At 72.7% G+C, this 11,818-nt stretch carries 11 protein-coding genes; 5 read left to right on the forward strand and 6 right to left on the reverse strand.

What is annotated here, in order from left to right; genetic code table 11:
• Positions 1 to 21: 21 nt before the first annotated feature.
• The 5 genes from K1X13_RS18690 to K1X13_RS18710 all read left to right on the forward strand — a co-directional run bounded on the left by K1X13_RS18690 (position 22) and on the right by K1X13_RS18710 (position 4,977).
• The gene (locus tag K1X13_RS18690; RefSeq protein ID WP_221026639.1) at positions 22 to 969 is read left to right on the forward strand and encodes a pirin family protein; all 948 of its coding nucleotides are present in this window, start codon (positions 22 to 24) and stop codon (positions 967 to 969) included.
• A 234-nt stretch (positions 970 to 1,203) separates the two neighbouring features.
• A complete protein-coding gene (locus K1X13_RS18695) occupies positions 1,204 to 1,710 on the forward strand; it encodes a DUF3145 domain-containing protein (RefSeq protein ID WP_221026640.1) in 507 nt (168 codons plus the stop codon).
• Between the two features lie 68 nt (positions 1,711 to 1,778).
• Positions 1,779 to 2,819 carry an alpha/beta hydrolase family protein gene (locus K1X13_RS18700; RefSeq protein WP_221026641.1) on the forward strand — a complete coding sequence of 347 codons (1,041 nt, stop codon included), beginning with the start codon at positions 1,779 to 1,781 and terminating at the stop codon, positions 2,817 to 2,819.
• Between the two features lie 138 nt (positions 2,820 to 2,957).
• The gene (locus K1X13_RS18705; protein WP_221026642.1) at positions 2,958 to 3,413 is read left to right on the forward strand and encodes an SRPBCC domain-containing protein; all 456 of its coding nucleotides are present in this window, start codon (positions 2,958 to 2,960) and stop codon (positions 3,411 to 3,413) included.
• A 109-nt stretch (positions 3,414 to 3,522) separates the two neighbouring features.
• The gene (locus tag K1X13_RS18710) at positions 3,523 to 4,977 is read left to right on the forward strand and encodes a tannase/feruloyl esterase family alpha/beta hydrolase (RefSeq protein ID WP_264082336.1); all 1,455 of its coding nucleotides are present in this window, start codon (positions 3,523 to 3,525) and stop codon (positions 4,975 to 4,977) included.
• Positions 4,978 to 4,990: 13 nt separating this feature from the next.
• Here the strand turns inward: K1X13_RS18710 and K1X13_RS18715 are convergent, their stop codons facing one another.
• From K1X13_RS18715 to K1X13_RS18740, 6 genes are all read right to left on the reverse strand, one after another.
• Positions 4,991 to 6,421, reverse strand: a complete 1,431-nt coding sequence (locus K1X13_RS18715; protein WP_221026643.1) for an acyl-CoA carboxylase subunit beta — start codon at positions 6,419 to 6,421, stop codon at positions 4,991 to 4,993.
• 87 nt (positions 6,422 to 6,508) lie between these two features.
• On the reverse strand, positions 6,509 to 7,750 hold the full coding sequence (gene fabF, locus K1X13_RS18720; RefSeq protein ID WP_221026644.1) for a beta-ketoacyl-ACP synthase II: 1,242 nt from the start codon (positions 7,748 to 7,750) through the stop codon (positions 6,509 to 6,511).
• A 92-nt stretch (positions 7,751 to 7,842) separates the two neighbouring features.
• Positions 7,843 to 8,091, reverse strand: a complete 249-nt coding sequence (locus K1X13_RS18725) for an acyl carrier protein (protein ID WP_221026645.1) — start codon at positions 8,089 to 8,091, stop codon at positions 7,843 to 7,845.
• A 77-nt stretch (positions 8,092 to 8,168) separates the two neighbouring features.
• Positions 8,169 to 9,170, reverse strand: coding sequence for a beta-ketoacyl-ACP synthase III (locus tag K1X13_RS18730; protein WP_221026646.1), 1,002 nt, complete (start codon positions 9,168 to 9,170; stop codon positions 8,169 to 8,171).
• On the reverse strand, positions 9,170 to 10,354 hold the full coding sequence (locus K1X13_RS18735) for an acyltransferase domain-containing protein (protein WP_221026647.1): 1,185 nt from the start codon (positions 10,352 to 10,354) through the stop codon (positions 9,170 to 9,172). Before K1X13_RS18735 ends, K1X13_RS18730 begins: the two co-directional genes overlap by 1 nt.
• Positions 10,355 to 10,434: 80 nt before the next feature.
• Complete coding sequence (locus K1X13_RS18740; RefSeq protein ID WP_221026648.1) at positions 10,435 to 11,658, reverse strand: PucR family transcriptional regulator; 1,224 nt, start codon at positions 11,656 to 11,658, stop codon at positions 10,435 to 10,437.
• Positions 11,659 to 11,818: the final 160 nt, after the last annotated feature.

Genomic DNA, 11,818 nt, shown 5'->3' on the forward strand with positions numbered 1-11,818 from the left:
GTGCGGTGCGAGACTGACCGGGTGAGCACCTTCGAGACGATGCACGAGCCGCTCGAGCCACGGGACGTGCTGCTCGGGCGAACCACCCACGTGCGCCGGATCCTGCCCAACAAGAACCGCCGGATGATCGGCGCCTGGTGCTTCCTGGACCACTACGGCCCGGACGACGTGAAGCAGACCGGGGGCATGTGGGTGCCGCCGCACCCGCACACCGGCCTGCAGACGGTGACCTGGTTGTTCGAGGGGGAGGGCCGGCACACCGACAGCCTCGGCTCGGACCAGCGGATCCGGCCCGGCCAGCTCAACGTGATGACCGCCGGACACGGCATCTGTCACGCGGAGGTCTCACCCCCGGACGCGCCGACCCTGCTGCACGGCCTCCAGCTCTGGACCTGCCTGCCCGACGCGGTGCGCGACCGCACGCCGCCGGACTTCACCCACCTCGCCGACCTTCCCACGGTCGTACTCGACGGGGTGTCGGTGAAGGTGCTCGTCGGCGAGCTCGCCGGCGCCCGGTCCCAGGCGCCCACGTTCTCCCCGCTGGTCGGGGCGGAGCTGACGATGCAGCCGGGCGCGTCGGTGACCCTGCCGCTCGACCCGGGCTTCGAGTACGGCGTGCTCACCGCCCAGGGCGAGGCCACCGTCGGCGGGGCCGTGGTCTCCCACAACTCGATGAGCTACCTCGGGGAGCGCCGCCACGAGATCACCCTGACCGCGAGCACCCGCGAGGGCTGCGAGACGGTGCTGATGCTGCTCGGCGGCGCGCCGTTCGAGGAGGAGATCGTGATGTGGTGGAACTTCATCGGTCGCAGCCACGAGGAGATCGTCGAGCAGCGCGAGGCCTGGAACGGCGAGGGGCTCGCCTGGGTGCCGGAGCGGTTCGGGCAGGTGGCGGGCTTTCCGGGGGACCGGCTGCTCGCGCCCCCGATGCCGAACACCCGGCTCAAGCCGCGCGCCCGGTCAACCTGAGTCGCGTGCGGCCGCGTCGCGCCACACGCCACGCGCCACGCGCCACGCCGGGAAACCTGAGAAATCTGGTGTTGATGTGGCCTCTGGTGCGCCTGATAGGTCACAATAGGAGCACAACTTCACATCTGTGTCACCGATGACATCGTCACAGGACACCGCAGGACCTCGCTGAGGCCCGTTACGAGACCGCTGGGGAAGGCGTATCTCGACGCCGGGAACAATCAGGAGGTCACGGTGACCACACGTCATGCGACACGGGGCGTTCTGTACGTCCACTCAGCGCCGTCGGCGTTGTGCCCGCACATCGAGTGGGCCGCCGGCGGTGTGCTCGGCGTTGCCGTGAGCCTGGAGTGGACGCCGCAGGGCGCCCAGGCGGGCACGTACCGTGCGGAGTACTCCTGGGTGGGAGACGCCGGCACGGCCGCTGCGTTTGCCTCCGCCCTGCGCGGGTGGAACCACCTGCGCTTCGAGATCACCGAGGAGCCCACCAGCGGCACCGAGGGGGCCCGGTTCTCCTGCACCCCCGACCTCGGCATCTTCCACGCCGTCACCGGCATCCACGGCGACATCATGATCCCCGAGGACCGGCTCAAGGCCGCGGTGGTCAAGGCCGCCCTCGGCGACACCACGCTGCTCAACGAGATCGACAAGCTGCTCGGCAAGCCCTGGGACGACGAGCTCGAGACGTTCCGCCACGCCGGCGACGGCGCCCCCGTCCGCTGGCTGCACCAGGTGGTCTGAACCCCGCGTCGTAGGGTGGTCGCGCGTTCGACCGCACTGACCAGGGAGCCGACCGGAGGGTGAGAGCCATGCGTCGCCGTCCCGTCGCCTCCCTCGTCCTCCTCCTCGCACTCGTCCTCGGGATGGCGGCGTGCACGGAGGAGCCGACCGTGTCCGGGCCGCGGCCGCGCGCCGGGGCAGCCGTCCATGCCGCCCACAACGACACCTCGACCCCGTTCAACCTCGTCTCGCTGCCCGCCCTGATCGAGCACGAGTACGACGGCCGCGACCTGCGCCTCGACCAGGTCATGGCCCGCGAGCTCTCGTTCACCCGCCACCACGTGACCTACCGCGGCGGCGGGCTCACCCTCTCCGGCACGCTGACCGTGCCCTCCCGGTCGGGCAGGTTCCCGCTGCTCGTGCTCGCGCACGGCTGGCAGAACCCGGCGCAGTACGACAACGCCACCGCGACCCAGGAGCAGGCCTGGCTGGCCGCGCGTGGCTACGCCGTCCTCCAGCCCGACTACCGCAACTACGGGCAGTCCGACCCGCAGCCCGCCACGCCGGTGGCCCGGCCGCTCGGCTACCCCGAGGACGTGGTGAACGCGATCGTGGCGACCCGCCGGGCCCGGCTGCCGTTCGTCGACACCTCGCGGGTGGGGGTGGTCGGCCGGTCGATGGGCGGCGGGGTCGCGCTGGACGCGGTGGCAGCACGCCCGGGGCTCGTGGACGCGCTCGTGCTGCACTCGCCGGTCAGCTCGCTGGCCGCGGACAACTTCCGGCGCTGGGTGCAGGTCTCGGCCGGCCGCACCCGCGGCGCGGCCACCCCGGCGCTCGAGCGGGCCGTGGTCGGCGCGTACGGCACCCCGGCGGACCGACCGCAGGTTTGGCACGAGGCGAGCGTGCGGCACTACCTGGACCGGGTCGACGTACCGGTGCAGCTGCACCACGGCGACGCCGACGAGGTCTGCCCGGTGGAGTGGAGCCGGGCCACGGCCGCGGCGCTGCGCGACGCGCGGCAGCAGGTGCAGTACTTCGAGTACCCGGGGGAGAAGCACACCTTCGAGGAGGGCTGGCCCCTGCTCATGCGCCGCACCACCGCCTTCTTCGACACCCACCTCTCCCGTTGAGGCGTCACTCGTGCGGCGTTGAGGCGTCACTCGTTCGGCGTTGAGAGGTCACTCGTTCGGCGTTGAGAGGTCACTCGTTCCGCGGGCACGCGCCGCGCGGCAGCGGTACCGTGCCGGGACCGGGACGAGGAGGGCGCGATGACCCAGGTCGGTCCGGGCGGCACCGAGCCGCTCACCAAGCACGTGGACGTGCCCCTCGCCGTCTCCGCCGCCTTCGAGCGCTTCACCGCCGGGATGGCCGACTGGTGGCCGCTGGAGACGCACTCGGTCTGGGAGCGCGACGCCGTGCGGGTCGGCATCGACGGCCGCGTCGGGGGCCACCTGGCGGAGACCCACCGGGACGGGCGTACGGCGGTGTGGGGAACCGTCCTGCGCTGGGAGCCGCCCCGGCTCGTGGCGTTCACGTGGCACCCCGGCCGGCCCGAGCGGGAGGCCACCCAGGTCACCGTCCGCTTCACGCCGCACGGCACGGGAACCCGGGTCGAGCTCACGCACGGCGGCTGGGAGGCCCGCGACGACAGTGCCTACGCGGTGATCGGCTACGACCGCGGCTGGGAGCGCGTCCTGGACCGGCTGGCCGCTGGGGCCCCGTAGAGCCCCGCAGAAACGGCCTGCAAGCCGTGCCTGTGACACAGGTCATGGTCCGTTTTGTGTGCATCATCCACATTGGCGACGCGACGTCGACGGTCCAACGATGGGCCCCATGCGTCTCTCGACTCGCCACCTCGCCCTGCCGGCGGCCACGGCCGCGGTCCTCCTCGGCGGCTCCCTGCCGGCCGCCGTACCCGCCTCTGGCCAGACCGTGAGCCGGGCAACGGGCCAGGCGGCGACCCAGGCAGCGACCCAGGCAGCGACCCAGGCGGCGACCCAGGTCGTGGGCAGCCACTGCGCCCGGCAGCGCAGGATCGACGTCCCCCGGGCCGAGCGGCAGGAGCGGGCCTGCCTCGACGACCTGACCACCGCCGGCACCACGCTGACCGGGCACACCAACGTCAACGACTGGAACGGCCTGCACGCGCGCGGCACCAGGAACCCCTCCGGGGTCCCCGGCATCCAGGTGGACGGCTACTTCCCGGACCGCTCCACCACCAACACCAACAACGGCTGGGACCACGACTCGCAGTTCGTGGTGCGGCTGCCGGACCGCTGGAACGGGAAGCTGGTCGTCACCGGCGCCCCGGGCGTGCGCGCGCAGTACGCCAACGACTTCATCATCGCCGACTACGTGCTCGCCCGTGGCTACGCGTTCGCGTCGACCGACAAGGGCAACACCGGCTCCCGCTTCTACGCCGACGGCTCCCGCCCCGGCGGCTCGATCCGCGAGTGGCACCGCCGCGTCACCCAGCTGACCCGGGCCACGAAGGCGGTCGTCGCGCAGCGGTACGGCCGCGAGCCCCGGCGCACCTACATGGTCGGCATCTCCAACGGCGGCTACCTGACCCGCTGGCAGCTCGAGAACCGGCCGGGCCTGTACGACGGCGGGGTGGACTGGGAGGGCACGCTGATGCGCGCGGCCGGGCCGAACCTGCTGACCTACCTGCCGGACGCGCTGGAGCACTACCCGGCCTACGCCGCGACCGGCGACCAGGAGGCGCACGACGCGATGATCCGGGCCGGGTTCGCGCGCGGCTCGGAGTTCCTGTGGCCCTTCCACCACGCCTACTACTGGGACCTCACCCAGCGGATCTACCGCGAGGAGCTCGACCCGTCGTACGACGGGCAGCTCGACGCCGGCATCCCGTTCTGCGCCAGCGGCACGCCGAGCTGCGACGCCGACTACGACTACGCCTCGCGGCCGAAGGCCGTGAAGGACGCGGTGCGCTCGGTGCAGCTGACCGGGAGGATCGGCAAGCCGATGCTGACCCTGCACGGCAGCCTCGACACACTCCTGCCTCCGCGGACCGACTCCCACGTCTACGACCGGCTCGTCGACCGGGCCGGGGCGGGCGCCCGGCACCGCTACTACCGGATCGGCGACGGCACGCACACCGACGGGCTCTACGACACCTACCCCGACCGGCTCCGGCCGCTGCTGCCCTGCGCCCGCGAGGCGTTCGACGTGCTCACCGCGTGGGTGGAGCGAGGGGTGCGGCCGCCGCGGGACGGGTTCTACCCGCGGCCCGCCGGCGGCGACCTGGTCAACACCTGCGCCCTCTAGCGAGGGCCGGCGGTCAGAGCGGGATGTTCCCGTGGACGCCGCGGATCACGACGCCGGCGTCGGAGATCGCCCGGGCCAGCGCGCTGCGGGTCGCGGACGGCTCGACGACCTCGTCGACCACGCCGATCTCCACCGCCTTGTCGACGCCGCCGGCGATCCGCTCGTGCTCGGCGGCGAGCTCGGCCTCGACCTGCGGGCGGATGTCGGGGGCGACCTCGAGCAGCTTGCGGCGGTGCAGCACCCGGATCGCGGCGACCGCTCCCATGACCGCGACCTCCGCGCCCGGCCAGGCGAACACCTTGGTGGCGCCGAGCGAGCGGGCGTTCATGGCGATGTAGGCGCCGCCGTACGTCTTCCGGGTCACCAGGGTCACCCGGGGTACGACGGACTCGCTGAAGGCGTGCAGCAGCTTCGCCCCCCGTCGTACGACGCCGTCCCACTCCTGGCCCACGCCGGGGAGGTAGCCGGGCACGTCGACGAGGACGATCAGCGGGATGCCGAACGCGTCGCACATGCGCACGAAACGGGAGGCCTTCTCCGCCGACAGCGAGTCGAGGCAGCCGCCGAGCCGCAGCGGGTTGTTCGCGATCACGCCGACGGTGCGTCCGCCGAAGCGGCCGAGGGCGGTGACGATGTTCGGCGCCCACCGAGCGTGCAGCTCCTGGGTGGTGCCCTCGTCGAGGATCGCCTCCACCAGCGGGTGCACGTCGTAGGCGCGCTTCTTGCTCTCGGGGAGCATCTGCGCGAGGTCGATGTCCTGCACGCGGCCGACGTCGAGGGTGCCCTGCGCGCCGAGCAGCCGGGCAAGGCCGCGGGCGCGGTCGAGCGCCTCCTGCTCGGAGTCGGTGAGGACGTGCACCACGCCGGAGCGCCGGCCGTGCGGCTCGGGGCCGCCGAGGCGGAGCATGTCGACGTCCTCGCCCGTGACCGAGCGGACCACGTCGGGGCCGGTCACGAAGATCCGGCCCTCGGGGCCGAGGATCACCACGTCGGTGAGCGCCGGGCCGTACGCCGCGCCGCCGGCGGCGGGGCCGAGCACGACCGAGATCTGCGGGACCTTGCCCGAGGCCTGGGTCATCACGTGGAAGATCTGACCGACCGCGTGCAGGGACAGCACGCCCTCGGCGAGCCGGGCGCCGCCGGAGTGCCACAGCCCGATGATCGGCGCCTGGTCGGCGAGCGCACGCTCGTAGGCGTGCACGACGACCTTGCAGCCGACCTCGCCCATCGCGCCGCCCATGACGGTGGCGTCGGAGCAGAAGGCCACCACGTGGGTGCCGTCCACCTTGCCGACCGCGGCGAGCATGCCGCTGCCGTCGTCCTCCGTGATGAGCTCGAGGGTTCCCTCGTCGAACAGGGCGGCGAGCCGGAAGTTCGGGTTGCGCGGATCCTGGTCGCGGGGGAGCTTCGCGGGCTTGGCCGGGGCAGCAGCGGTGGCGGTCATGGGGTTACTCCTGGTTCGTCGCGCCGAGGCGCGGGGCCCCGGGGGCGCGGGCCCGGGGGCGCTGGCCCCGGGGCGCGGGCGCCGGGGTCAGGCGTTGCGGAAGGCGATGGCGACGTTGTGGCCGCCGAAGCCGAAGGAGTTGTTGAGCGCCGCGAGCGGACCCTCGGGGAGGGAGCGCTTCTCGGTGGCGATGTCGAGGCCGATGTCCTCGGGGTCGTCGAGGTTGATGGTCGGGGGTACGACGCGGTCGCGGAGCGCGAGGACCGTCGCGACGGACTCGAGGGCCCCGGCCGCGCCGAGCAGGTGCCCGGTCATCGACTTGGTCGAGGTGAGCACGACGTTCCCGGCGGCGTCGCCGAGCGCGTTCTTGATCGCCCCGGCCTCGGCCAGGTCACCCTGCGGGGTGGACGTGGCGTGGGCGTTGATGTGGACGACCTCGGAGGCGGACATGTCCGCCTCGCGCAGTGCCATCTTCATCGCTCGGGTGGCGCCATGGCCGGTCGGGTCGGGCTGCGCGATGTCGTGGGAGTCGGCGGTGATGCCGGCTCCGGCCGCCTCGGCGTACACCGTGGCCCCGCGCCGGGCGGCGTGCTCCTCGGACTCGAGCACGAGCACCGCGGCGCCCTCGCCGAGTACGAAGCCGTCGCGGCCCTTGTCCCAGGGACGGGAGGCCTTCTCCGGCTCGTCGTTGCGCTTGGACAGCGCCATCATCTGGCCGAACGCGGCCATCGGCAGCGCGTGCACCGCAGCCTCGGTGCCGCCCACGACCACGACGTCGGCGCGGCCGAGCCGGATCATGTCGATGCCTAGGGCGATCGCCTCGTTGCCGGACGCGCACGCGGAGACCGGCGTGTGCACCCCCGCCTTGGCGCCGATGGCCAGACCGATGTTCGCGGCGGGGGAGTTGGGCATGAGCATCGGGATCGCCAGCGGCGAGACCCGGCGCGGGCCCTTCTCCTTCAGCGCGTCGTAGTTGGAGAGCAGGGTCTGCACCCCGCCGATGCCGGACGCCATCGCGACGCCGAGGCGCTCCGGGTCGATCTCGGCGTCCTCGGCGGCGAGGCCGGAGTCGGCCCACGCCTCCAGGGCGGCAACCAGCGCCAGCTGCCCGGACCGGTCGAGCCGGCGGGCCTTGACGCGCTCGAGCACGTCGGTCGGGTCGACCGCGACCTCCGCGGCGATCTGGGTCGACAGCTGGTCGGCCCAGTCGTGCTTGAGGGAACGCACCCCGGACTGCCCGGCGAGCAGGGCTGCCCAGGTGCTGGGCACGTCCCCGCCGACCGGGGAGGTCGCGCCGAGTCCGGTGACGACGACTCGTGTAGCGCTCATCTGGATCTTCACCTCACGTGATTCGCAGCGGGACTGCGGCTGGTTGCTGTACTGGACGGGCGTGGGCCGACGAAGGCGTCGACCCGGGTGGGTCAGCCGTTCTGGGCGCGCTCGATGAAGGCGACGGCGTCTCCGACGGTCTTGAGGTTCTTCACCTCGTCGTCGGGGATCTTCACGTCGAACTTCTCCTCGGCGGCCACGACGACCTCGACCATCGACAGGGAGTCGACGTCCAGGTCGTCGGTGAACGACTTGTCGAGCTGGACGTCGTCGGCGGGGATGCCGGCGACCTCGTTCACGATCTCGGCAAGGTCGGCGCGGATTTCCTCGGTGGTGGCCATCTGGTGGCTCTCCTTCTCATGTGGTGGGTGGGACGGGTGCTGCACCGTCGCCCGCTCCGGTGCGGGCCACGGACGTATCAGGGGACCTTGACCACCTGGGCGGCGTAGGCCAGCCCGGCGCCGAAGGCGATGAGCAGCGCGGTGTCGCCGCTCTTGGCGTCGCCGTCCTCGATCATCCGGTCGAGAGCGAGCGGGATCGAGGCGGCCGAGGTGTTGCCCTGCTCGGCGATGTCGCGGGCGATCTTGACGTGCGCCGGCAGCTTCATGGAGCGCGCCATGGCGTCGATGATGCGCATGTTCGCCTGGTGCGGGACGAACACGTCGAGGTCATCGACGGTGATCCCGCTGCGGTCGAGCGTCTGCTGGGCGATCTTGGCCATCTCGAACGACGCCCAGCGGAACACCGGGTTGCCCTGCATCACCAGGTGCGGCATGGAGGGGTGGTCGGAGGCGAGCACGTCGCGCCAGTCCTCCTTCTGCCGGATCAGGTCGAACTGCTCACCGTCGGAGCCCCAGACGACCGGGCCGATGCCGGGCTCGTCGCTCGGGCCGACCACGACCGCCCCGGCGCCGTCGGCGAAGATGAAGGCCGTGCCGCGGTCGCCGACGTCGGTCAGGTCCGACAGCCGCTCCACGCCGATCACCAGCACGTGCTTGGCGCTGCCCCCGCGGACCATGTCGGAGGCCATCGCGACGCCGTGGCAGAAGCCGGCGCAGGCGGCCGAGATGTCGAACGCCGCGGCCTTGTTCGTGCCGAGCTCGTGGGCGATCGCGGTGGCCACGGCCGGGGTCTGCAGCAGGTGGGAGACGGTGGCGACGACGACGCAGTCGATCTGCGCGGCCTCGACGCCGGCCCGCTCCAGCGCCGTACGGGACGCGGCGACCGACATCATCTGCACGGTCTCCTCGGGCGCGGCCCAGCGGCGCTGCTTGATGCCCGAGCGCTGCTGGATCCACTCGTCGCTGGAGTCGATCGCCTCGATGATGTCGGCGTTCGGGATCACCCGGTGCGGCCGGTAGGTGCCGATGCCGAGGATGGCGGCGTGCGCGCTGCCGCCGCGGTCGATGAGGTCGGTCATCAGTTGTCTCCCTCGGGATGGAGGCGGATCAGCGGCTGGCCGGGGGAGACGAGGTCGCCGTCCTCGACGAGCCACTCGACGACGGTGCCGCCGTGGGGGGCGAGCACGGGGGTCTCGTCACGCAGGCTCTGTACGGCGCCGATGGTGCTGTCCGGCGCGATCGAGGCGCCCTCGGCGAGCGCGGAGGCCTGGTGGAAGGTGCCCTTGGCGGGGGAGACGAGCATCCGCCAGGTGGGAGAGGTGTCCAGCAGCGAGGCCGAGCCGTGCTTGTCGCAGAAGGCGCGCGCGTCGTCGAGCTGGTCGGGGGTCTTGAGCGCGAACGTCTCCACGCCCTTCATCGCCCGCTTGGCGATACCGGTCAGGGTGCCCGCTGGCGGCATCTCGAGGATGCCGGTGACACCGAGGTCGAGCATGGTCTCCATGCACAGGTCCCAGCGGACCGGGTTCGCCACCTGGGCCACGATCCGCTTGAGGACCTCGCGGCCGTCGTGGACGACCTGACCGTCGCGGTTGGAGATCACCGGGGTGCGTGGGTCGTGCGTCGACACCGAGCGGGCGTACTTCGCGAGGACGTCGACGGCCGGGGCCATGTGCTCGGTGTGGAACGCGCCCGCGACCGAGAGCGGCACGAGGCGGGCCTTGGCCGGGGCGTCGTCGGCGAAGGCGGCGAGCTGCTCGACGGTGCCGGCCGCGACGATCTGGCCGGGGCCGTTGTCGTTGGCGGCGGTGAGCCCGTGCGCGGCGAGCTTGGCGAGCACCTCGTCGCGGTCGCCGCCGAGGACGGCGGTCATGCTCGTGGGGGTGGCGGCGGAAGCGGTGGCCATCGCCTTGCCGCGCTCGCGGACCAGCACCATCGCCTGCTCGGCGGTGATCGCCCGAGCGCCGGCCGCGGCGGTGAGCTCACCGACGCTGTGCCCTGCCACCGCTCCCACCTTGCCGAAGGCGTCGGCCGGGTGCGGGAACAGCTCCAGGGCCGCCAGGAGCCCGGAGGCCACCAGCAGCGGTTGGGCCACCGCGGTGTCGCGGATCGCCTCCGCGTCCGCCTTCGTGCCGTAGTGCACCAGGTCCAGGCCGCTGACGGCGGACAGCCAGGTCAGCCGGTCGGCAAAGATCGGGTCCTCGAGCCAGGGCTCGAGGAAGCCGGGGGTCTGGGCACCCTGTCCGGGAGCGACGATGACAAGCACAACACCCACTGTGCCGGGCAGCACAGGGTTGTCGCGCGGACGGCGCGAACGAAGATTCCCCAGGTCTTCTTGTAGGAACCCTACAAAGTCGCCACCGGGGAGGGCTCCGGCGGGCTGAGCCGGCCCAGGGTCAGCGCGACCCGGTACGTGTAGGCGTGCCGCGGGTCCGAGGCGGACAGCCCGGTGATGTCCGCGGCGCGCCGCAGCCGGTACCGGACGGTGTTCGCGTGGATGTACATCGCCCGGGACGTGGCCTCGATGGAGCCGCCGTGCTCGAGGAACGAGGCGACCGTCTCGAGGATCGACGAGCCTGCCTCGAGCAGGGGGCGGTACACCGTGGTGACGAGCTGCCGGCGGGCGTGACCGTCGCCGGAGAGCGCCCGCTCGGGGAGCAGGTCGTCGCTGGTCACCGGCCGCGGTGCGTCCGGCCACCCGGGGGCGGCGCGCAGGCCGGCGACCGCGGCCCGGGCGGAGATGTTGGCCTGCACCAGGTCGCTCACCACCGGGCCGACCACGACCGGCCCCTCGCCGAAGTGCTCCACCACGGCCGCGCCTGCTTTGTCGGGGTTGTCCACCCCGCCGAGGACCACGACGAGCCGGTCGCCCTGGACCGCGCAGAGGGCGTCGAGGCCGATGTGGCGGGCGGAGCGCCGTACGTCGTCGATGATGCTCTCGCGGTCGCCGGCCGCGTTCGCCCCACCCGTGCCCGGCACCCGCCCCAGCACCACGGTCACGTCGCCCTTGGCCTGCCAGCCGAGGGCGCTGGCCCGGGAGCGGACCGTCTCGTCGGCCTCCGCCCGGAGCACGGAGTCGACGACGAGCGCCTCGAGCCGGGCGTCCCAGGCGCCGCGCATCTCGGCGGCCTTGGCGTAGACCTCGGCGGTGGCGAAGGCGACCTCGCGGGCGTAGCGGATCACGGCCTCGCGGACCGAGGGGGCGTCCTCCTCGCCGACGGCGTCGAGGAGGTTGTCCTCCACCACCTCGATGCTCATTCGCACCATCTCGACCGTTTGGTGAAGACTGACAACCCCGGTCAGTGCGCGCGGGGCGGCGCCGAACACCTCCGCGGTGAGCGGGGAGTCGGGGTCGGGGTCGCGGTACCAGGTGACGAAGGCGTTGATGCCGGCCTGCACGATCAGCCCGATCCAGGAGCGGTCCTCCGCGGAGAGCTGCCGGAACCAGGGCATGTCGCGGTCCATCCGTGCGAGCGCCGCCGTGGTCAGGCTGCCCACCGACCTCTGGAGGCGGCGGGCGATCTGGGCCCGGGTCCGGCCGCGGGACGGCGTGGCGGGCGGGGTGCTCATGGGGCGAGCCTAGTGCGCCGCGCGGGGGACGCGACTGGTCTGGACACGCCCGGGATCCGAGGTTCGGGTGGGAAACTCTGGGAATGGTGCCGGCGTCAGCGGTGGAACGTTCCAAGAGGCGCGCGGACGCGCCCCGCCGATCCGACGAAGAGGACGCAAC

The sequence above is a fragment of the Nocardioides jiangsuensis genome, from assembly GCF_019679455.1.
Classification (GTDB): Bacteria; Actinomycetota; Actinomycetes; order Propionibacteriales; family Nocardioidaceae; genus Nocardioides_C; species Nocardioides_C jiangsuensis.